Raw genomic sequence first — 22061 nt, forward strand, 5'->3', positions numbered from 1 at the left:
TTAACCCGAGGTGGTATCGGACGCCCGCGCTGCGGGCAGCGTGAGCTTGACGGCCAGCCCGCGGCCTTCGGGCCCCCCGCCCGCCCGCATCTGCCCGCCATGGCGCTGGGCCACGGTGCGCACGATGGCCAGGCCCAGGCCGGAGCCGGGCAGGGCGCCGCCGCGGCCGCGGAAGAAACGTTCGCCGGCGCGGGCCAGCTCGTCGGGCGGCAGACCCGGGCCATCGTCCTCCACCGCCAGCTGCACCGCGCCGCCCGCTTCGGCGCGCACCAGCAGCGTGACGTGGCAGCCCGCGCCGCCGTGGCGGATGGCGTTGTGCAGCAGGTTGGACAGGGCTTCGCGCAGCAGGTCGGGCTCGCCCTGCAGGGGCAGCGGGCCATCGGGCGCGTCCAGGCCCAGATCGACCCCCTGGTCGCGCGCCGGACCCCACCACTGGCGCACCAGAGCCTCGGCCAGGGCCACGGCGTCGAAGGGCTGGCGCTGCGGCGGCGCGCTGTCGGCGCGCGCCAGCGAGAGCATCTGGTTGGTCTGGCGGATGGTTTCGTCCAGCTGCTCGCGGATGGTCTCCAGCACCTCGCGCTGCGCGGCCGGGTCGGCCTCGCGCTGGGCGTAGGCCACCTGGGTGGCCAGCGTGGTCAGCGGCGTGCGCAGCTGGTGCGAGGCGTCGTCGATGAAGCGGCGGCGCGCCTCGGTCTGCTCGCGGTGGCGCTCGATGTGGTGGTTGATGGCCTGCACCAGCGGCCGCACCTCGGCGGGCGCGCCGGTGTCGTCCACCGGGGTCAGGTCCTGCGGGTCACGCGCGTCCACCTCCTGCCGCAGCCGGTCCAGCGGGCGCATGGCCCAGGCGATGGCCAGCGCCAGCAGGCCGGTGGCGGCCAGCATCAGCAACACGTCGCGCGCCAGCGATTGCAGCACCAGCGCACGCCGGAAGTCGTTGCGGGCTTCCAGCGTTTCGGCCACCTGGATCACCACGCGCTGCGGCCCCGCGTGCCCGGCCAGCGGCGGGTTCAGCTCGCGCGCGTAGCTGCCCACGCGCACCGCCGTTCCCAGGTACTCGCCCTCGTGGAACTGCGGCTGGCCGGTTTTCAGCGGTCGGGGCGGCGCGGGCAGATCCGCGCTGCCGATCTCGACCAGGCCGTCCTCGGTGGCCACGCGGTAGAACACCTGGCCCTGCGCGGTCAGCTCGAAGAATTCGAGCATGCGGTAGGGCAGCTCCACGCCGATGCCGCCGCTGGCGGTGGAGATGCTCGAATCGATGGACTTGACCGCGCCCAGCAGCGAGCGGTCGTAGGCCGCGTCGGCCGCGTCGCTGGCGGTGCGCCAGCCCAGCCACAGCTCGCCCGCGATCACCGCGCCCAGGCCCGGCAGCAGCAGCACCAGCAGAAAGCGGCGCACGCTGGCGCGGGCCCACCCCAGCGCTGTCACGGTGTGCTTTCGAGCTGGTAGCCCAGCCCGCGCAGGGTGGCGATGCGCACTGGCGACGCCTCCAGCCGCTTGCGCAGGCGGTGGATCAGCACCTCGATGGCCTCGGGGGCCACGTCCTGCTCGTCGGAGAACACGCGCTCCAGCAGCTCGCGCTTGGACAGCGGCTCGCCCGGGTGCTGGATGAGGGCGCGCAGCACCGCGTGTTCACGCGGCGTGAGGCTGAGCACCTCGTGCTGCAGGCGGAACTGTTTGGCCACGCTGTCGTAGCTCAGCGGCCCGCAGGCAAAGCGCGGGTGCTCCTGCCCGCGCGAACGGCGGATCAGCGCGACCAGCCGCGCCTCCAGCTCCGCCACGTCGAAGGGTTTGGCCAGGAAGTCGTCGGCGCCCCCGTGCAGGCAGTTGACCCGCTCCATCAGCGAATCGCGCGCGGTGAGGATGAGCACCGGCAGGCGCTCGTCGGCCTCGCGCAGGTCGGTCAGCACATCGTGCCCGCCCAGGCCGGGCAGGCCCAGGTCGAGGATGAGCGCGTCGTACTTCGTGGCCTTGAGGCTGCGGCGCACCAGGCGGCCGTCGTTCACCCAGTCGACCTGGAAGTCGTTCTGGCCCAGGGCCTTGACCAGCCAGGTGCCCAGTTCGGTTTCGTCTTCGGCGAGCAGGATGCGCATGGCGCGAGTCTCGCTGCGGATCAGGCGTAGAGCAAGGCGCCGGCCGCGCGCACGCTGGCGGCGCGGGCCTCGCCCAGCGCCTGCACCACGGGGTGCCAGACGCTGTCGTAGGGCGGCAGGGCGTCGGGGGCGAACGCGGTGTGCGGCCAGTCGGACCCCCAGACCAGGCGCTCGCCCAGGGTTTGCGCCACGCGGCGGATGTGGTCATGCAGTGCGTCGTAGGGTGCACTGGCCTGCAGCCGGTACCAGCCCGAGAGCTTGACCCAGGCGCCCTGGTCGGCCAGTTGCTGCAGTGCCATCCACGCGGGGTCGTCTTCAGCGACGCCGGCGTGCAGGCCGGCCAGATGGTCGAGCACGGCGGTGAGGCCGCTGCCCGCGTGCAGCTCGGCGATGGTGTCGAGCTGGTCGTGCCGCGCGTACCACTGCACGTGCCAGCCGCGCGCCCTCAGCCGCGGGGCGAGCGCGCGGAAGGCCTCGGGCCCGTTGCCCACCGGCGAGACCAGGTTGAAGCGCACGCCGCGCACGCCGAGCGCGTGCATGGCGTCGAGCTCGGCGTCGGTCACGCTGGTGTCCACCACGGCCACGCCGCGGTGGCGGCCCGGTTCGCGGGCCAGCGCGCGCAGGATCAGGGTGTTGTCGGTGCCGTAGACACTGGGCTGCACCAGTACCAAGTGGCCCACGCCCAGCGGGGCTGCGGCCTGTTCGATCTCCGGCAGGTCGCGCAGCACCGGCCGGTAGTGGCCGGCCTGCGCCGGGTGCGCGGGGTCGAACACGTGCACATGGCCGTCCCAGCCCGTTGGGATGTGGTTCGTGTGTGCGCTCATCCGGTGGTGATGTTGCGGTCCTTGATCACCTTGGCCCACAGCGCCTGCTGGGCCGCGATGAACTGGCCGGCGCTCTGCTGGCTGGCGTCGGCGAACACGTCGCCGCCCAGCTGGCGGATGCGGCCCAGCACCTCGGCGTCGTCCAGCGCCTTGCGGATGCCGGCCACCAGGGTGGCCCTGGCATCGGCCGGCAGACCGGCGGGCGCCAGGATGGGGTTCCACTCCAGCACCTCGTAGCCGCTGACGCCGGCCTCGGCCATGGTCGGCACATCGGGCAGCGAGCGGGCGCGCAGCCGGCTGGTGACGGCCAGCGGGCGCAGCTTGCCGGCCTTGATGTGGCCGAGCGACGAGGCCACGTTGGCGAAGAACAGCGGCACCTGGCCGCCCATCACGTCGTTCATGGCCGGGCCGCCGCCGCGGTAAGCCACGTGGGTCAGGTCCACGCCCGCGCGCTGCTCGAACAGGGCACCGGCCAGGTGCTGGGCCGAACCGTTGCCGGAGGAGGCGTAGTTCAGCGGCTTGGCCTTGGCCAGGCGGATCACGTCCTTCACGTCTTTCGCCTCGAAGCTCGGCGTGCACACCAGCACGTTGGGGAAGGTGGCCAGCACGGCCAGCGGCGTGAAGGCGGTGGCCGTGTCATAGGGAAGCCTGGGAAACAGCGAGGGGTTCACCGCGAAGGACGAGGCGTCGAGCAGCAGCACGCTGCCGTCGGCCGCGGCGCGGGCCACGTGACTCGCCGCCAGCTGGCCGCTGGCACCGGCCTTGTTCTCCACCACCACGGTCTGGCCCAGCGCGGCCTCCAGCTTGGGTGCAATGGTGCGGGCCATGAGGTCGGCGCCGCCACCGGGCGGGTAGGACACGACCAGGGTGATCGGCTTGCCGCCGGCGACCTTGCCTTGCGCGTGTGCGCCGATCCAGGGGGCGGCGAGCGCTGCGCCGGCCGATGCGATGACGTGGCGGCGCGAGGGCATCCAGCCTTGAGCGGGCGGGTTCGGGTGGACCATGGTGTCTCCTTCAGGTGATGTTGACGGTGTAGTGGAAGGCGTGCGCGTCGCCGCGCGTGATGCGCAGCTCCACACAGCGGCCCGAGAGGTCGTAGGCCGAGCGCTGCACCTGCGCGCAGGGGTGGCCGGCGGGCAGGCCCAGGTGGCGGGCCTGCGCAGCACTGAGCTGGCCGAAGCCGATGTCGTCCAGCGCGCGGTGGATGTGCACCTGCAGCTTGCGCGCGAACATGGGATAGAGCAGGTCGTCCCAGGACGCCAGGTCGTCGTCGGCCAGCGGCGCGAACAGGTCCAGCGGCAGCCAGAGTTCCTCGAACAGGCGCGGCTGCTCGGCCATCAGGCGCAGGCGGTGCACGCGCAGCACCGGCTCGCCGGCGCCGATGCCCAGCGCGCGCGAGACGGCCGCCGGGGCGCTGACCCGGCTGCGCTGCAGGATGCGGGAGACGGGCACCTCGCCGGTGCCGCTGTCGAAACGGAAGAAGCGCAGCATGGACGCCCCGGCCAGCCCCTGGCGGACGAAGGTGCCGCGGCCGTGGATGCGCTCGATGAAGCCCTGTTCCACCAGCAGTTCCAGCGCGCGGCGCATGGTGCCCAGGGCCACGCCGTGTTCTTTGGCCAGCTGGCTTTCGGCGGGCAGGGCGGAGCCGGGCGACCACTCGCCCGCCACCACGCGGGCCCGCAGCGCCTGTGCCAGCGTGGCGTAGCGGCTGACGCCGGGTTCCGGGGATGTCACCAGTCGGAGGGAAGAGTTCATGGGTATGAACTCTAGTCCTCTATAGGACTTGGCGATAAAGGGAAAACCCTGATCAGGGTGGTGTGCGGGTGCCCGGGCCGTTGCCCGGCCACCCGCGGGGGACGGTCAGCGGATCACGGCGAGCTTCTCGCGCTGGCCTGCCTTGAAGGTGTAGAGGGTGAGTGCGGCGTTCTGGCGGTCGCCCTTGTCGTCGAACACCACCTTGCCGGACGCGCCCTGGTACTGGATGGCCTTGAGCGCGGGTAGGTACTGCTTCGGGTCGGCCGAACCGGCGGCCTGCATGGCGCTGGCCAGCAGCTTCACGCCGTCGTAGGCGTAGCCGGCGTAGGCCTGCACGTCCACACCGTACTTGGCCTTGAAGTCGGCGCGGAACTTGTCGTTGGCTGCGACTTCATCCCCGTCCACGCCACCGGCCTCCACGCAGTACACCTGACCGTCGCCCAGGGCCTCGGCCGAGAGGGTGATCATCTCGGCGGTGCACAGGCCGTCGCCGCCCACCAGCTTGGAGGTGTAGCCCAGCGTCTTCATCTGGCGCAGCATCGGGCCGCCCACGGCGTCCATGCCACCGAAGAAGATGACGTCCGGCTTCTTGTCCTTGAGCGAGGTGAGGATGGCGTTGAAGTCGGTGGCCTTGTCGTTGGTGTATTCGCGGCCCACCACCTCGGCGCCGGCGGCCTTGGCGGCCTTCTCGAACTCGTCGGCCAGGCCCTGGCCATAGGCGGTGCGGTCATCGATGACGGCCACGGTCTTGGCTTTCAGGCCCTGCACCGTGTAGCGACCCATGGCACCGCCTTGCTGGGTGTCGTCGGCCACCAGACGGAACGCACCGGGGAAGCCCTGGCGGGTGAACTTGGGGTTGGTGGACGAGGGGGTGATCTGCGGAATGCCGGCCTCGTGATAGATGAGCGAGGCCGGCAGCGTGGCGCCGGAGGTCAGGTGACCGACCACGCCGTTGACGTTGGTGTCGACCAGCTTCTGCGCGGCCGCGGTGGCCTGCTTGGGATCGGCGGCGTCGTCTTCGGCCAGCAGCTCGAAGCGGGCGGTCTGGTTGCCGATCTTCACGCCCGCGGCGTTGAGTTCTTCGATGGCCAGGCGGGCGCCATTTTCGTTGTCCTTGCCCAGATGGGCCACCGCGCCACTGGTGGCGCCCACGTGGCCGATCCGGACCACCAGCTCGCCCGCAGCGGGTGCGGTGGCTTCAGCGGCTGGGGCAGCGGCCTCTTCTTTCTTGCCACAGGCGGCCAGCGCAACAGCGGCGGCCAACACGGCCAGTTTCAGTTCGGTGTTCATGGACAGGACTTCCTTTGGATGGGCAACAAAAAAGCACACATATGGTGTGTATGCATATTATTTTATCAGCCTTCGGGTTTTCACTGATTGGCGAGGTGTGTTTTTGCGGAACGCGTGGCACCACGTGGCGGCCAGTCGAAGGCCACAGAAGGTCTGGGGCGCTGGCGGATGTGAGGCAGGACATCGGCCGTGGGCCGATCTTGGTGATGGTGTGGTGGTGGATTCTACCGGAACCGTGAACCCGTTATCTTCAACCATGCCGAAACGTCCCCATAGGAGTGGGTTTCTGCGTAAAGAGCAGGGACATATGCGTGACCCGCTGATGCGCCCATTGTGCTAAATCAGCACGAATGTCGTGCCGAGGACTTGGCGTCACTGCCTGTTGACAGCGCCTGCGCTCTCGCGTTAATTCACCTTCAACTGCTTGCAGGCGCAGCACCCGCAGCCCATTGCGGAATATGTGTCAGGAGGAAGCGCGGGCGGCCATTGCCAACCTGCGTTCGCATAGCCTCAACGCGAACACGCTGATGCAGATGATCATTGAGCATTCCCACGTCGCCCACTTTGGGCGAAATTTTGCCGCGCACGATTTCGTCGCTGCCTGACAGCTTGAACTCGAAGCTGCGCGCCACCGGCAGCACGCCGACGAATTCGCCCTCTAGCGTTTCCTGACTTTCGCGCAGGTTGTCGGCGGCCAGACGATCCAGACTGCGCCGCACCTGTCCGGGGTCGGCGAAGCGCATGGCCTTGTCGCCGTATTGCAGGGTGCAGATGGCTTCGTTGTCGGCCAGCACGCGCAGGAAACCACGCACCTTGTCCAACGCGCGAGGGTCTGTTTCCGAGGCGATGTCGGCCAGTTCGTCGTCCTGCCCCAGTGTGGCTTGCAACAGGCTCTGGGTGCGATCCAACGCGACGGCGACGGCGCTTTCGTCATCCAGCAGTTCCTGCGCGCGGTATTCCTCCAATTCGAAACCAAACGAGCCGACAGCGGTGTTGGTGATCAGCAACTGGTTCTGGTCGCGGTTGGGAATCGGGCCCATCGCCGCCAAAGGCGCGGACAGGGATGCCGCCACGGTCGCCACCGCGTCGGTGAAGCTGCTTACGGCCTTCATGCCGAAGTCGGCAAAGATGCCGTGGCTGCCGATCACCGGCAGGCCGTTGAAGGTCAGGCGGGCACGAGCAGGACTGCGCCCGTCCGCAGGCAAAGCTGCCAGTTCGGCTTCGATATTACGCAGCCGCGCTTCGTCGCTCATTCGGGTCAGGATTGCCGTGGCAGGCGTTTTTGCCAACATCCGCTTAACGGTTTCGCGCTCGGCCAGCAGGAAATTGCGTTGGTCTGTGTTCATGGCTGCGCCCCCAAAGCGTCTTGCTGATTCAAATAGTCGGTGGCCTGCTGGTCGTGTGCCGGGTTCAGGTCAACTTCAAGATACCCTTTCCAAACCTGATTGCGGCGGTGCGACCACATGCTGTACCAGTAGGCGCTGCGTTCGACCAGTTCATTGGCAGGCAAGTTAAGGTCAACGAAGTAGCTGTCCACGCGGAAAGCCTGCTTCGCCGCCTGATTGTCCAGCGTGGCAATTTGCTGTTGTGTTGGCGCAAAACCAGCAGGTGGATTCAGGAACGTGACCACATCCATGTCCTGCGGTGGACGGTTTTCCAGCGTTTCCACCTGCTCCAGAAAGCTGCCGTCGAGCCATTGGAAGCCATCGGTCAGTCCCATGCCGTGCAAGGCTGCGCGATAGCCCAGCCAGCCGCGCAGGATTTGCCGACGCTGCGGCGAGGTGGCGAAGCGCACCATCACATCCGTCAGCACCACGCGATACGGCGAACGCTCGACACTGGTCGGATTCAGCACGTCGATGGGCGGCAGCAAGCCCTGCGGATTCCAAGCGGGGATGGCGACGGTGGTCATGCGAGGGTTTCCACGGGTTCGGGTTCTTCCATTTTCACCGGCATCTTGCCGGGGAGCAGATCTTGCATCAGGCCGAATTTCTGAGATTTCAACCTGCTCAACACAGCCCCGTCCGAGGGTAACTGCCGTGGTGCATCCGCTCCAGCGCACAAGCGCGTGATCAGCAGGTTGAAGTCCAGCTTTTCGGCACAGTCCTTGTTGATCTGCCGGGTGCGAACCGACGCGGCGATGTTGCGTTGGTTCATGCAAGGCTTTCCAGATAGGGGCGCATCACGTTGGCGACGCGGTCGATCTTGGCGTAGTGCCAGATCTGGTCGCTGGTCATACGCTTGGCATTCCATGCCTCACGAAGCGCCTCCAGCGCCACGTCGAGGCCGATCTTGTTGCGATACTTGAAGCAATCGGTCACCGTCTTGGCGACGCCAGTGACGCAGACGGTAACGCCGTCCACGACGTGCTCCTCGACGCCTTCGGTCAGCGCCTCGCCGGAGAAGCGCACGAGGCGCAGCGGGGGGTAGTCCAGTTTCGGCGTGGCGGCCTTGTTGTCGATGGCGAGCCAGACCTCGAACGGAGCCTGCGTCGTCAGGCCATGAAACCGCAGCGCCGACAGCAGGCACACGACACCCTTGGGCACGCGCCGGGCGACCTCGGCCAGTGTGCCGTGTGCCGACACGGGTCGTTCCGTGAGGCCGTACAGCCCGCGCCCGATGCGCTCCAGTTGCCCGCGCCGCACCGCCCGCGTCAGGGCCACCCGTGGGATGCCCAGCGGGGCCAGCGCGTTTGGGCGTACCAGTCCCTGCGTGCGCACCAGTTCCAGCAGCTTGTCGGTGGTCGTTTCCATGATCCGGTATATTGTTCCATAATATCGGTAAATGTCAATGACAACCGATGAATAGGAACTCGCGCCACTGGTGCGCACCCACGAACCGTGGCGACCTCATGTCCCAGGTGTGCAGCAGAGGGTTGCGCCATTCGCGGCACAGCTCCATCGCGCCGGTGAACCATTCGAATAGCGATGTCAGCTGCGCCAATCCTCGAACGCGCTGTAATTCGGCCTCCCCTTTGCCCGGTTCAGCTTGCCCAGAATCGTCGCATCGATCCGCTGCTGCAAGAGGGCAACGACGTCGTCGAAGCGTTCTTCCCCAAGCAATTTCCACGAGGTACCGAACTTTCGCGCGAGCGCTTGGTGGATGGCCATGTATTTGTAGTCGCTCTTCCCGGTCTTGTCCGCCTTCTGATACTCCTGGTAGCGATCAATCAGATGTTGGCAATAAGCGACCTTTGCCTGCGCTGCGCCGATTGACCCCGCGGGCGGTTGAATCGATGGGCCTTTGGTTTTGGTGTTCTTGATGGTGACGGTGTGCGCCTGGATCGCTCCCGGGCTCTGGATGGCCACATTGCCAAGATTCCCGACGATGGTCACGTCTCCGCAGCTGGCCTGAAGTTGTTGGGCAATTCGCGCAGCGGCCGGGGAGATTTCCGCGACACCCTGTTCTTCATGGGCACGCTTGATGGACTGCAACCGAGCAGCAGTAAATGTTCCCGTTTCGGTATCGATGATCTTGTGATGCCTGCCACACATCAAAACCAGGTTCGCCGCTGCATTGCGTTCCTGCGGTGTTTGGCTCGGATCGTATCGGGGGCCACCGACGTTCAAGGCTCGAATATGGCAAACCTCCCCGGTCACAGTTCCACTGTCTTCCGCGATGGGGGCTGTGCATTCTGGAAAAGCACACTGATTTTTCGAGCGCGCAAACAAGGCTTTGATGGTCGGCAACGAAGGGGCGGTCATGAGGGGCAATGGGCATCTGTGCGTCGGATTGCAGATAGTTTGCAGCAGGATGTACAGCCAGTGAGGAATAACTGCCCGTCGTAAACGCGAAGCGTTTGTCTCTCACCAAGAGCGGCCTCGGTTTTCATGCAAATTTGCATGGAGACCTCCAGTGATGACACGACCCTGTGCCTGCTGCGGCAACCTCTTCGAGCCACGCCCGCAAGTTCCCAACCAGACCTTCTGCTCCTCGCCCGACTGCCAGCGCGCCCGCAAGCGCCAGTGGCAGCGGGCCAAGCTCCAGTCCGATCCCGACTACCGGGACAACCAGCGCGCCGCGCAGCAGGCGTGGTCGCAGCGCAATCCGGACTACTGGCGCGACTACCGCGCCGACCGTCCTGACTACGCGCAGCGCAACCGTGAGCAGCAGCGGCTGCGCGACGCCAGTGCGCGGAATCAGGGGGCAGACGTCGATCTTGCAAAGATGGACGTCTGCGACTTGCCACCGGGCCTCTATCGCATCACGCGGCATCCGGCGTTTTCGAGGGAAAGCGGCGCTTCGTGGGTCGTCGAGATCACGCCGGTGGCCGTGACGTGTCCGCGCAAGATGGACGTGTCAAGAGAGGACGTGATCGACGCCTCGGCGATCTCCCCGTAACTTCGCCTCCAAACGGGTTCTCGAACATCCTGCATGGCAACGATTCCAACCGTCTGCGCGACCGTTCTAGTGATCTTCACGGAGCGGCAGCGCAGCCAATGAAGGGAGCGGCAGACCCGAAACGTCAACCATCGAAGTGGCCGGGTCTATGCAATCGAACGAATCGCCTCCAAGCCCGACAGGATCGGGGCCGGTGTTCCGGGCCGCGCAGTACGTGCGCATGTCCACCGAGCACCAGCAATACTCGACGGAGAACCAGGGCGACAAAATCCGCGAGTACGCCGCCCGGCGCAACATCGAGATCGTCCGTACCTACGCCGACGAGGGAAAGAGTGGGCTGCGCATCGACGGCAGGCAGGCGCTCCAGCAACTGATCGCCGACGTGCAGGCGGGCAAAGCTGACTTCCAGATCATCCTCGTCTATGACGTCAGCCGCTGGGGTCGGTTTCAGGACGCGGATGAAAGTGCGTACTACGAGTACATCTGCCGCCGCGCCGGGATTCAGGTCGCCTACTGCGCCGAGCAGTTCGAGAACGACGGCTCGCCGGTGTCCACCATCGTCAAGGGCGTCAAGCGCGCGATGGCGGGCGAATACAGCCGCGAGCTGTCGGCGAAGGTGTTCGCGGGCCAGTGCCGTCTGATCGAGTTGGGCTTCCGGCAAGGCGGGCCAGCGGGCTACGGCCTGCGCCGCGTGCTGATCGACCAGTCCGGTTCGGTGAAGGGCGAGCTTTCGCGCGGCGAGCACAAGAGCCTGCAAACCGACCGCGTGATCTTGCAGCCTGGCCCGGATGCCGAAGTCGCCGTCGTGAGCCAGATCTATCACTGGTTCGTCGAGGACGCGCTGTTCGAATCGGAGATCGCCGAACGGCTCAACGCCAAGGGCATCCAGACCGACCTCGGGCGCGACTGGACGCGCGCCACCGTCCGGGAAGTCCTGTCGAACGAAAAATACATCGGCAACAACGTCTACAACCGGCGCTCCTTCAAACTCAAGAAGGTGCGGGTCGTGAACCAGCCGGAGATGTGGATCAAGAAGGAAGGCGCGTTCGAGGGCATCGTGTCGCCCGATCTGTTTTACACGGCGCAGGGCATCCTGCGCGCACGGGCATACCGCTTCAGCAACGAGGAATTGATCGAGAAGCTGCGGCGGCTGTTCCAGCAGCATGGTTACCTCTCGGGACTGATCATCGACGAGGCCGAGGGGATGCCTTCGGCAGCGGCCTACGCGCACCGATTTGGCAGTCTCATCCGCGCCTACCAGACGGTGGGCTTCACGCCGGATCGGGACTACCAGTATCTGGAGGTCAACCAGTTTCTGCGCCGCCTGCACCCGGAGATCGTCGGCGAGACCGAGCGGATGATCGCTGAGGTCGGCGGCGCGGTCGTGCGCGATCCGGCGAGCGACCTGCTTACTGTCAACCGCGAATTCACCGTTTCGCTCGTGCTCTCGCGCTGCCAGTTGCAGGACAACGGACGCAGGCGGTGGAAAGTGCGCTTCGACACCAGCCTGACGCCGGACATCACCGTCGCCGTCCGGCTCGACGAAACGAACCAGGCACCGCTGGACTACTACCTGCTGCCACGTCTGGACTTCGGCCAGTCGGGCATCCATCTGGCCGATCACAACGGCCTCGAATTCGAGAGCTACCGCTTCGACAGCCTGGACTATCTCTACAGCATGGCCGAGCGCAGCCGCTTGAGGAGAGTCGCATGACGAAGAAGCACCACGCCACCGACCTGCAAATGATCCCGGTCGATCAGATCGCCGTGCTCAACCCACGCGACCGCAATGGCCGTGTGTTCGAGGAGATCGTCGGCAACATCAAAAGCCTTGGCCTGAAAAAGCCCGTCACGGTCACGCAGCGTGACGACCTGGAGGACGGCAAACGCTACTTGCTGATCTGCGGCGAAGGCAGGCTCAAGGCTTTCAAGTCGCTTGGCGAGAAGGAAATCCCGGCGCTGGTCGTTGCGGTCAACGATGAGGACGCCTTCATCATGAGCCTGACCGAGAACATCGCCCGCAGGAAATACAGCGCGCTGGAACTGCTGATGAGCATCCAGCAGTTGAGCGAACAGGGCTACGACAAGCGCGTGATCGCGCAGAAGACCGGCCTGAGCCTCGACTACATCAAGGGCATCCTGCTGCTCTTCGAGAAAGGTGAGGAACGGCTGCTGGCTGCCGTCGAATCCGGACGGGTTCCGCTCAACGTCGCCATCACCATCGCGGGGGCCAGCGACGAGGAATCCGTCCAGACCGCCTTGCAGGATGCCTACGAAAGCGGCCAGTTGCGCGGCGGGCAGTTGATGCAGGTGCGGCGCGTGCTTCAGCGGCGCAGCACTCTCGGAAAGACGCTGAAGCACCGGCCCGCGCGCAAGGGAGCAGCCGTCACCACCTCCAGTCTGGTGCGCAACTACCAGAACGAGGTCGAGCGGCAGAAACTGACCATCAAAAAGGCTGAGTTCACGCAGCAGCGCATGTTGTTCGTGATCGAAGCGCTGCGCCAGTTGCTGGCCGACGAGCATTTTTCCAACCTGCTGCGTGCCGAAGGGCTGGACACCTTGCCCAAGCAGCTGGCGGAACGCGTCTGGGGCGGAGGCCACGCGGCATGAGCAAACCACCGCTGGGGTTCATCCCGGAGCCGATCACTCTGGCGCTGGACCGGATTCTGCCGTCGCGCAGGCCGCCAGAGGGTTTGCAGGCCTCACGCAAGTTCAAGCAGATCGTGGCCTCGATGGAAGCTGTCGGGCTGATCGAACCTCTGAGCGTGGGCAAGGCCGACAAGAAAACCGGTCAGCACATTCTGCTCGACGGGCATATGCGTTTGCTGGCCTTGCAGCAGCTCGGCTACACCGACGCGCCGTGTCTGATCGCCACCGACGATGAAAGCTACACCTACAACAACCGGATCAACCGCATCACATCCATTCAGGAGCACCACATGCTCCGGCGCGCGGTCGAGCGTGGCGTGACGCAAGATCGGCTGGCGAAGGCGCTGAACGTGGACATCAGCCAGATCCACAAGAAGGTCGGCCTGCTTGAAGGCATCTGCCCGGAGGCGGTCGAGATGCTCAAGGATCAGCATTTTTCGGCCAACCTCGGCTCGGTGCTGCGCAAGATGAAGCCCACGCGGCAGGTCGAGTGCGTGGAACTGATGCTGACCGCCAACAACATGACCGTCGCTTACGCCGAAGCCTTGCTGGCGGCTACGCCGCCACATCTGCTGGTCAGCGAAAAGCGACCCCGGAAGCTCTCCGGCGTCACGGCGGAACAGATGGTAAAGATGGAGCGCGAAATGGGAAACATCCAAAACCAATTGAAGCTGGTCGAGAAGTCCTACGGTCAGGACGTGCTGCTCCTGACGCTGGCGCGCGGCTACCTCGGCAAACTGATCGGCAACAAAGCCGTGTTCCGCTTCCTGTCACAACGCCAGCCGGACGTGTTGGCCGAATTCGAGAATATCGTTCAGACCGTGGCGCTGGACGGCAAATGACGAATGCCTCGGATCGTCGATGTCACCCCGGCATCTCACGCCGCGTCACCGCCTGACGCCACCGATGACAACGATGGCGCAGCCGTGGCCGCTCACCGCAATGCCCCGGACGCTGATCCGGCCTGCCTCTACGGCCTGATCGGCGACGTCGCCCGCGCGGGCAGCGAAAGCACGGAGACCAACGCCGTCGCCATCGCCGCTAATTTCATGGCCTACCTGTCCTGCGCGGTCGGGCGCGGTGTGTACCTGCCCATCGGCAACACCCGACATCACGCGCGCCTGTTCTGCCTGCACATCGGGCGTTCGGGCCGTGGCCGCAAGGGCGACGCGGTGTCGCTGGTGCTGCGCATCGATCAGGCGCTGCGGGCGGTGGACGAAGCCTTCGCGCCGCAGATTCATCGCGGCGGCCTGTCCACGCGCGAAGGGCTGGCGGCGCTGATCCACGACGGCTACCGGCAAGGTCGGCAGGACGTGCCCGCCATCGAGGACAAGCGCCTGTGGGTGGTCGAATCGGAGTTCGCCAACGTGCTGCATCAGGGGCGGCGCGATGGCAACACGCTGTCGGCGGCGCTGCGCGACTGTTGGGATGGCGTCGATCTCAAGCCCGCCACCAAGTCGAACCGGCTCTACGCCAGCGATCCGCACGTCTGCCTGAGCGGGGCGATCTCGCCGGGCGAGCTGACCAGCCTGATGAGCGCCCGCGAACTGACCAATGGCTTCGCCAACCGCTTCTTGATGATCTGGGCCGAACGCACGAGGATGCTGCCGTTCCCGAAGGAAACGCCGCAGGCCGTGGTCGAGCAGTTGGCGGCACGGACGCGCGAGGTGCTGGCCTTCGTCCGCGCCGACCGACACGACGAGCGCGACCACCTGCGGATGGAACTGTTGCCGCAAGCGCAGTGGCGTTACGCCCAACTCTACCGGGGTGACCTGAACGACGACCTCGGCGACGGCGTCATCGGCGCGCTGCTGGAACGCCGCGCCCCAATGCTGCTGCGGTTGGCCATGCTGATGGCGTTGACCGACCTGCAAACCCGCATCGATGCCCAGCACATCGACGCGGCGATGGCGTGGATTCGGCACGCCACGGCGTCCGCCCGTTTCGTGTTCGTCAGCGCCGCCGAGGACGCCCAGCTCGCGCAGGTGCTGGAACTGTCGAGTCGGGTGCTGGCCTTTCTGCGCGAACGCGGTCAGGCCACACGCAGCCAAATCAGTGCCGAATGCTTTCGCGGCAAGGTGACCAAGGCGCGGCTCGACGCCAGTCTGGGGCACCTGCTGGCACTCACGCCGCCGAAAATCAGTGTGCAGTGGGTCGAGCGCCCCACCGACGCGCCGGGCACGCCGACGCGGGTGTATCGGCCTGCGTAGACCAGAAGCTCATTTCGCTCTTTTCGCCGCGCCGGATCGCCCGCAAGTGCTTGTCGGGCTTCTCATTTCGCTGGTTTCGCTCATTTCGCCGCCCTCTCTCTGGAGAGGCGAGTGACCGGCGACCCTCGTTCCAGATCGGAGCCATACGCCGCATCGCCAGAAAGTCATCAACATTTTACGACTGATGCAGAATTATTTTCATTCTGTTTGACGAACTGTTTTGATGCGTGTATGCTCCGCCAAAACATAGGAAAACTCCCACGCCACCATGTCCAGCGACCGCCTCTCAGGAATGTCTCAAGCGCAACGCGACCGGCTCGCGTTCGTCGAGCTGCGCCTGCGCTTCATGGGCGAAATCCGCCGTCAGGATTTGGTTGCGCGCTTCGATATCCAAGCGGCGGCGGCTACGCGGGACATTGCCCAGTACAAGGAACTGGCCCCGGGCAACATGGAGTACGACACCAAGGGCAAGGTCTACGTGCGAGCCGCGTGGTTCCGGCCCTTGTTCGACTTCCCGGTCGAGCGGGTCTTCACATGGCTGTCCCAAAGCTACGGCGATGCCGAGCCTGCGCGCTTTCGGGGTGTCATCGCCACCGAAGGCACCAGCTTGCCGGGCCGGGTCGATCTGGAATTGCTTTCGACTCTGACACGCGCCATCCACCGGGGCGCAGCCGTCAAGATTTCCTACCGCGCCCTGTCCAGCGGCCTCACCACCCGCGAGATCGTGCCCTTCGCCTTGGCTGACAGCGGCCTGCGCTGGCACCTGCGGGCCTTCGACCGCCGTAGCGGCGAGTTCCGCGACTTCGTGCTGGGCCGCTTCGACGACGCCAGCATTCTGCCGGGCGAGGTCGCCGACCACGAAACCGCCGCTCAGGACATCCAGTGGAACCGCATCACCGAGCTGGAGCTTGTGCCGCATCCGGCCAATGTGCAGCACCCCGACACCATCGAAGCCGAGTACGGCATGGAAGGCGGCGTGCTCAAGGTGCGCACCCGCGCGGCAATGGCGGGCTACCTGCTGCGCCGTTGGAACGTGGACTGCACCGACGACCACAGCCTCAAGGGCGGCGAACACCACCTGTGGCTGCGCAACCGGCAGGCGCTCTATGGCGTCACCAACCTCGTTCTCGCGCCGGGCTACGACGCAACCAGCAAGGAATGGTGATGAACATGGCGCTCTGCTTCAACCCCGCCCCCAAGCACGCTTACGCCCGAAAGGAGTTCCATCATGGCTAAGACCCTGTCCAATCACGGCAAGCAGTGGTCGCCTGCCGACGTTTCGCAGCTTAAGCAGCTCGCCAAGCAGAACACGCCCACGCGCGTCATCGGCCTCAAGATGGGCCGCACGGAAGATGCCGTGCGCGCCAAGGCGAGCGAAACGGATGTTTCCCTCAAGCCCACCAACCAGTCGCCCTACAACCGGCGCAAGCCCTGAGCGACAGCCGGAACGAAGACGAAGGGGCGCGCCGTGTTGAAGCTCGAACAGATCCAGAAGAACGCAGCCATCTCGGGCTTGGAGCCCGGACAGGTGGTGCGCATCGTCACGACCGAGCCTGTCGGCGACAACGCCCTGACCGTTTACTACAAGACCGCCGACGGCACGCTGCGCGAGCGGATGCTGTTCCGCACCGACGAAGCGAACCTGTCGCTGGCCGAGTCGGGCCGCCCGTGGGCCTTCGATGCGCCGGGCGACGCCTTCAAGCTCGCCGCCGAGGCCTACCGCATCAATCTGGCCCACCTGTTCGATCCGATGATGGCCGTCCACACCTCGAACGTGGAGCCGTTGCCGCACCAGATCACGGCGGTCTATGAGTCCATGCTGCCGCGCCAACCGCTGCGCTACGTGCTGGCCGACGACCCCGGCGCGGGCAAGACCATCATGGCCGGGCTGTTCATCCGCGAGCTGTTGATGCGCGCCGACGCCAAGCGCGTGCTCATCGTCGCGCCCGGCTCGCTGGTGGAACAGTGGCAGGACGAAATGTTCGAGAAGTTCGGCCTCTCGTTCACGCTGTTCTCGCGTGAGCAGGTCGAGCAATCCCGCAGCGGCAACCCCTTCGACGACTTCGACCTGCTGATCGCCCGCGTCGATCAACTGGCGCGATCCGAAGACCTGCAAGAAAAGCTCATGCTCACGCAGTGGGACTTGGTCGTCGTGGACGAAGCCCACAAGCTCTCGGCCAGCTACTTCGGCAACAAGGTCAACAAGACCAAGCGCTTCCTGCTTGGCGAGACGCTGGGAGCCATCACCCGCCACTTTCTGCTGATGACGGCCACGCCCCACAACGGCAAGGAAGAGGACTTCCAGCTCTTCATGTCGCTGCTGGATGCAGACCGTTTCTACGGCAAGTTCCGCGATGGCGCACACAAGGTCGACGTGGCAGACCTGATGCGCCGCATGGTCAAGGAGGACATGCTGCGTTTCGACGGCACGCGCCTGTTTCCCGAACGGCGCGCCTATACCGTCAACTACAAGCTCTCCGACCCGGAGGCTGCCTTGTACGCAGCGGTCACGGACTACGTGAAGACCGAGTTCGCCCGCGCTGACCAACTGGCTGATGGTGGCCGCAAAGGCACGGTCGGTTTTGCCCTGACCGCGTTGCAACGGCGGCTTGCCTCCAGCCCCGAGGCCATCTACCAGTCGCTCAAGCGACGCCGCAACAAGCTCAAGCGCCGCGTCGAGGACGAAAAATTGCGCCAGCGTGGTCAGGCGCTGGCAGAGACATTGAATGGCAGCAACGGCCTGCCCGAGGACATCTGGGACTCCGCCGATGACCTTCCATCCGAGGACTATGAAGCGCTGGAAGAACGGTTGGTCGATCAGGCCACGGCTTCCCAAACCATCCCCGAACTCGAAGCCGAAATCATCATCCTCGAAGGGCTGGAAGAGCAGGCCCGGCAGGTTGTCCATTCCGGCCAAGACCGCAAGTGGGACGAACTCTCCCGCCTGCTACAAGACACGCCGGAGATGCACGACGACGCCGGACGTCAGCGCAAGCTCATCATCTTCACCGAGCACCGTGACACGCTGAACTACCTTGCGGTCAAGATTCGCGGCCTTATCGGCAGTGAGGAAGCCGTGGTGATGATCCACGGCGGCGTCAAGCGCGAGGAACGGCGCAAGGTGCAGGAGCTGTTCCGCAACGACCCGACCGCGCGGGTGCTCATCGCCACCGATGCGGCGGGCGAAGGCGTGAACCTGCAAAACGCCAACCTGATGGTCAACTACGACCTGCCGTGGAACCCCAACCGGCTGGAGCAACGCTTCGGTCGCATCCACCGCATCGGCCAGACCGAGGTTTGCCACCTCTGGAACATGGTCGCCGCCGAAACCCGCGAGGGCGACGTCTTCCAGCGCCTGTTCGAGAAGCTCGAAGTGGAACGCGCGGCGCTGGGCGGGCGCGTGTTCGACATCCTCGGCGAGGTGTTCGAGGAAAAGAGCCTCAAGGACTTGCTGATCGAGGCCATCCGCTACGGAGCCGACCCCGAGGTACGCGCCCGCCTGCTCAAGAAGATCGAAGGCGCGCTCGATACCGATCACCTCGAAAACATCATCAAGCGCAATGCCCTGTGCGAAGAGGTGATGGACGAGAAGCGCCTATTCGCCGTCAAGGAGGAAATGGAAAAGGCCGAAGCCCGCAAGCTCCAGCCCTTCTTCATCCGTGCCTTCTTCAACCAAGCCTTCGCGGCCTTGGGTGGCGAGCTGCGGCCCCGCGAGCCGGGCCGCTTCGAGATCACTAACGTCCCCGCCATCATCCGCGAGCGCGACCGCCAGATCACGGGGCGGGATCGCCGCAACGCCGACCCGGTGCTGCGCCGCTATGAGCGCGTCTGCTTCGAGAAGCAATACGTCCGCCTCACCGACCGCGTGGGCGCGCCGATGGCCAGCCTGCTGCATCCGGGCCACCCCTTGATGCAATCGGTCACCGACATCGTGCTGGAGCAGCACCGCAACAAGTTGAAGCAAGGCGCGGTGCTGGTCGATCCGAGCGATTTAGGCGTCACGCCCAAGGTGATGTTCATCATCGACCACCGCGTCTTGGAAGGCCAAGACCCCAGCCGCGTCGCCTCGCGGCGCATGCAGTTCGTCGAGATCGATGCCGCAGGCACCACCATCAACGCGGGCTGGGCACCCCATCTGGACTTGGAGCCGCTCGACGCTTCCGACATGGCGTTGATCCAAGACGTGCTGGCCGCACCGTGGATCGCCCAAGATCTGGAGCACGCCGCGCTTGCTCATGCGGGCAGCCACCTCGTGCCCGAACACTTCGACGAAGTGCGCTCGCGGCGCGAGAAGTCCGTGGACAAGACCTTGGCCGCCGTCCACGAACGGCTGGTCAAGGAGATCAACTTCTGGTCAGACCGCTACATCAAGCTGCAAGACGATCTAGCCGCAGGCAAGGATGTGCGCCTGACGCTGGAGAACGTCCGCCGCACCATTGATGACCTGACGGCACGCCGCCAGTCGCGCGAGAAGGAACTGCTGGCCATGCGCCATGTGGTCTCGGCCACGCCGGTCGTGCTCGGCGGCGCGCTCGTCATCCCGGCAGGGCTGCTGATGCAGCGCAAGGGCGTCCCCGCCGAACAAGGCGGCTGGTCGGCGGACGCCGCTGCCCGTGCCCGTGTCGAACAGATGGCCATGCGCGCGGTCATGGAGGCCGAACGCGCGCTGGGCCATGACGTCATCGACGTCTCGGCGCAGAAGTGCGGCTGGGACGTGACCAGCCAGCCCAAGCCCGTGGATGGCCGCCTGACCACCTCGCGCCACATCGAGGTGAAGGGCCGTGCCAAGGGCCAGTCCACCATCACGGTGACCCGCAACGAAATCCTCTACGGCCTGAACCAGGCAGACAAGTTCATCCTCGCCATCGTGCTGGTGGACGGGGACAGGCACGAAGGCCCGTTCTACGTCCGCCAGCCCTTCACGCAGGAGCCGGACTGGGCCACAACCAGCATCAACCTCGATCTGGGCCAGTTGCTGGCCAAGGCCATCGGGCCGGGGGCTTCGCTGTGATGGCCTTCCGGACGCCCCAAGAGAAACGCCTCCGCGCGGGAGGCGTCGGGCCAAGGCTGCTCGCCTTGGCGGGGCACAAAGGAAAACGCCTCCACGAGGGAGGCGTTGGGCCGGAGATGCGATCTCCGGTGGGGTTTATGGCGCGGATCTTACACGCAACCGGTACCTCTGTCAAGGTGAACTCGGCCTGTCGGGAGCAACGCCGATGAGCCGGGTTGTCGCCTACGTGGATGGATTCAACCTCTACTTCGGCCTGCGCAGCAAGGGCTGGAAGAAGTATTACTGGCTGGACTTGTGTGCCTTGGCGACCACGCTGCTCAGGCCCGGCCAGACGTTGGAAGGCGTCCACTACTTCACCTCGCGCATCCGGGCCAACGGGCGCAACGTCTCCGACATGCAGCGCCAGACCGCCTACCTCGAAGCGCTGGACACCTTGCCCAAGCTCCAGTCGCACTTCGGCCACTACCTCGAAAAGCCCAAGCAGTGCCGCCAGTGCGGCGCGCAGTGGATGGACTACGAGGAAAAGATGACCGACGTCAACATCGCCATGCAACTGCTGGCCGATGCCTATGACGACCGCTTCGACACGGCGTTGCTGATTTCTGCCGACAGCGACCTCACCACACCGGTCAGCGTCGCTCGCGCCAAGTTTCCCGGCAAGAACATCATCGTCGCCTTGCCGCCCAACCGCCGTTCGCACCAGCTCACACAGGCCGCCAGCGGCAGTTTCATCATCAACGAAACCGCTTACCGCCGCAGCCAGCTTCCGGCTCAAGTACAGCGCGCAGACGGCTTCGTCCTCCAACGCCCTGCGCATTGGCGATAGGAGGATGTCATGACCCACCACGACATCTTCGACTCGCTGACCCGCAACGCCTTCGATTTCTTGGAACGCGGCATTTCGGAGTTCGACAAATCCCCCAAGTATTCCGTCATCCACTTCTGCGCGGCAGTCGAGATGCTGCTCAAGGCGCGGCTGATGAAGGAGCATTGGTCGCTGATCGTCTCCAAGCCCGATCAGGCCAACCTCGCCAAGTTCATGGCCGGGGACTTCAGCTCGGTCACGCTGGAAGATGCCAGGGCGCGGATTCGAGATGTCGCGGGCGAGGACATCGGCGACGACGCCTACAACAGCTTCCGGGCGCTGGCGAACCATCGCAACAAGATGGTTCACTTCTTCCACAACGGGCTGGACAGCGATGACAAGGCCAAGGCGCAGATCGTCGCCGAGCATTGCCGCTCGTGGTTTCATCTGCACCGCCTGTTGAGCCGGTGGAACGGCTACTTCCACGACTTCGGCAGCGAGATCACCCGCGCGGATCGCGCGATGAAGGGGCATCGGAAATACTTGACCGCCAAGTTCAAGGCTCTCAAGCCCGATCTGGACGCCGCACGCAAGGCAGGCAATGCGCCTAAAACATGCAGCGCCTGCGGCTTCGGGGCGGCCATCCCCGACGCCCTTGACGACCAGATCGCGTCGCTGCGCTGTCTGGTGTGCGATCACACCGAAACGCAGGTCGAACTCGATTGCCCGCACTGCGGCGAATCCGTCGTCATTGCGACCGAGGGCTACGCGACGTGTGAGCACTGCGGGGAAGCCATCGAGCCAGAGCATCTGGCTGATGCTCTGACGGATCACGATGCAGTACACATCGGCATCAAGGACGGTGACGACCGCTGGGAGCCTGCCAACTGCGGCAACTGCGATGGTTATCACACTGTGGTCAGGCGAGGCGATCACTACTTCTGCACGAACTGCTTCGACATCTTCGATGGCATTGAGCAGTGCCAGTGGTGCAACGAAAACAACACCGGCGATATGGAATTCAGTTTTGCCAATGGTTGTGGCCACTGCGAAGGCCAATGGGGCCAGGTAAAAGACAAATGAGTC

General features: G+C 65.3%; 21 protein-coding genes. 10 read left to right on the forward strand and 11 right to left on the reverse strand.

Features of this window, described 5'->3' with window-relative positions; all coding sequences use genetic code 11:
* The 11 genes from DD542_RS03365 to DD542_RS03415 all read right to left on the reverse strand — a co-directional run bounded on the left by DD542_RS03365 (position 1) and on the right by DD542_RS03415 (position 9663).
* A complete protein-coding gene (locus tag DD542_RS03365) occupies positions 1-1425 on the reverse strand; it encodes a sensor histidine kinase (RefSeq protein ID WP_127803807.1) in 1425 nt (474 codons plus the stop codon).
* Positions 1422-2090, reverse strand: coding sequence for a response regulator (locus DD542_RS03370; RefSeq protein ID WP_127803809.1), 669 nt, complete (start codon positions 2088-2090; stop codon positions 1422-1424). Before DD542_RS03370 ends, DD542_RS03365 begins: the two co-directional genes overlap by 4 nt.
* Positions 2091-2110: 20 nt before the next feature.
* Complete coding sequence (locus DD542_RS03375) at positions 2111-2914, reverse strand: amidohydrolase family protein (protein ID WP_127803810.1); 804 nt, start codon at positions 2912-2914, stop codon at positions 2111-2113.
* Positions 2911-3918 (reverse strand): tripartite tricarboxylate transporter substrate binding protein, encoded by a 1008-nt coding sequence (locus DD542_RS03380; protein WP_127803812.1) that lies wholly within the window; start codon positions 3916-3918, stop codon positions 2911-2913. Before DD542_RS03380 ends, DD542_RS03375 begins: the two co-directional genes overlap by 4 nt.
* 10 nt (positions 3919-3928) lie before the next feature.
* Positions 3929-4669: a GntR family transcriptional regulator gene (locus DD542_RS03385; RefSeq protein ID WP_066159122.1), complete on the reverse strand. Its 741-nt coding sequence runs from the start codon at positions 4667-4669 to the stop codon at positions 3929-3931.
* A gap of 105 nt (positions 4670-4774) precedes the next feature.
* Positions 4775-5959: a branched-chain amino acid ABC transporter substrate-binding protein gene (locus tag DD542_RS03390; RefSeq protein WP_066159119.1), complete on the reverse strand. Its 1185-nt coding sequence runs from the start codon at positions 5957-5959 to the stop codon at positions 4775-4777.
* 416 nt (positions 5960-6375) lie between these two features.
* The gene (locus DD542_RS03395) at positions 6376-7305 is read right to left on the reverse strand and encodes a hypothetical protein (RefSeq protein ID WP_127803814.1); all 930 of its coding nucleotides are present in this window, start codon (positions 7303-7305) and stop codon (positions 6376-6378) included.
* Entirely contained in the window at positions 7302-7871 is a 570-nt protein-coding gene (locus DD542_RS03400; protein ID WP_042427152.1) for a hypothetical protein, read from the reverse strand. Before DD542_RS03400 ends, DD542_RS03395 begins: the two co-directional genes overlap by 4 nt.
* The gene (locus tag DD542_RS23660; RefSeq protein ID WP_206610762.1) at positions 7868-8116 is read right to left on the reverse strand and encodes a hypothetical protein; all 249 of its coding nucleotides are present in this window, start codon (positions 8114-8116) and stop codon (positions 7868-7870) included. The genes DD542_RS03400 and DD542_RS23660 overlap by 4 nt, the downstream gene beginning before the upstream one ends.
* Positions 8113-8712, reverse strand: coding sequence for an AbiEi antitoxin N-terminal domain-containing protein (locus tag DD542_RS03410; RefSeq protein ID WP_127803816.1), 600 nt, complete (start codon positions 8710-8712; stop codon positions 8113-8115). The genes DD542_RS23660 and DD542_RS03410 overlap by 4 nt, the downstream gene beginning before the upstream one ends.
* A 177-nt stretch (positions 8713-8889) precedes the next feature.
* Positions 8890-9663: an HNH endonuclease signature motif containing protein gene (locus DD542_RS03415; RefSeq protein WP_042427144.1), complete on the reverse strand. Its 774-nt coding sequence runs from the start codon at positions 9661-9663 to the stop codon at positions 8890-8892.
* A 154-nt stretch (positions 9664-9817) separates the two neighbouring features.
* Here DD542_RS03415 and DD542_RS03420 point away from each other — a divergent pair, with 154 nt between their 5' ends.
* The 10 genes from DD542_RS03420 (at position 9818) to DD542_RS03465 (ending at position 22058) form a co-directional block, all read left to right on the forward strand.
* Positions 9818-10300, forward strand: coding sequence for a hypothetical protein (locus tag DD542_RS03420; protein ID WP_127803818.1), 483 nt, complete (start codon positions 9818-9820; stop codon positions 10298-10300).
* 148 nt (positions 10301-10448) lie between these two features.
* Positions 10449-12014, forward strand: coding sequence for a recombinase family protein (locus tag DD542_RS03425; protein ID WP_206610763.1), 1566 nt, complete (start codon positions 10449-10451; stop codon positions 12012-12014).
* Complete coding sequence (locus tag DD542_RS03430; protein WP_127803820.1) at positions 12011-12910, forward strand: plasmid partitioning protein RepB C-terminal domain-containing protein; 900 nt, start codon at positions 12011-12013, stop codon at positions 12908-12910. Before DD542_RS03425 ends, DD542_RS03430 begins: the two co-directional genes overlap by 4 nt.
* Positions 12907-13791 (forward strand): plasmid partitioning protein RepB C-terminal domain-containing protein, encoded by an 885-nt coding sequence (locus tag DD542_RS03435; protein WP_127803822.1) that lies wholly within the window; start codon positions 12907-12909, stop codon positions 13789-13791. Before DD542_RS03430 ends, DD542_RS03435 begins: the two co-directional genes overlap by 4 nt.
* Before the next feature lie 3 nt (positions 13792-13794).
* Positions 13795-15159: a DUF3987 domain-containing protein gene (locus tag DD542_RS03440; protein WP_241559672.1), complete on the forward strand. Its 1365-nt coding sequence runs from the start codon at positions 13795-13797 to the stop codon at positions 15157-15159.
* Positions 15160-15427: 268 nt separating this feature from the next.
* Complete coding sequence (locus tag DD542_RS03445; RefSeq protein WP_042427128.1) at positions 15428-16324, forward strand: WYL domain-containing protein; 897 nt, start codon at positions 15428-15430, stop codon at positions 16322-16324.
* Between the two features lie 63 nt (positions 16325-16387).
* Positions 16388-16594, forward strand: coding sequence for a hypothetical protein (locus tag DD542_RS03450; protein WP_042427125.1), 207 nt, complete (start codon positions 16388-16390; stop codon positions 16592-16594).
* Between the two features lie 33 nt (positions 16595-16627).
* On the forward strand, positions 16628-20170 hold the full coding sequence (locus DD542_RS03455; RefSeq protein WP_127803824.1) for a helicase-related protein: 3543 nt from the start codon (positions 16628-16630) through the stop codon (positions 20168-20170).
* Between the two features lie 205 nt (positions 20171-20375).
* Entirely contained in the window at positions 20376-20996 is a 621-nt protein-coding gene (locus tag DD542_RS03460) for an NYN domain-containing protein (protein WP_127803826.1), read from the forward strand.
* A gap of 9 nt (positions 20997-21005) precedes the next feature.
* Complete coding sequence (locus DD542_RS03465) at positions 21006-22058, forward strand: hypothetical protein (protein ID WP_127803828.1); 1053 nt, start codon at positions 21006-21008, stop codon at positions 22056-22058.
* Positions 22059-22061: the final 3 nt, after the last annotated feature.

This window comes from Hydrogenophaga sp. NH-16 (assembly GCF_004006415.1).
Classification (GTDB): Bacteria; Pseudomonadota; Gammaproteobacteria; order Burkholderiales; family Burkholderiaceae_C; genus Hydrogenophaga; species Hydrogenophaga pseudoflava.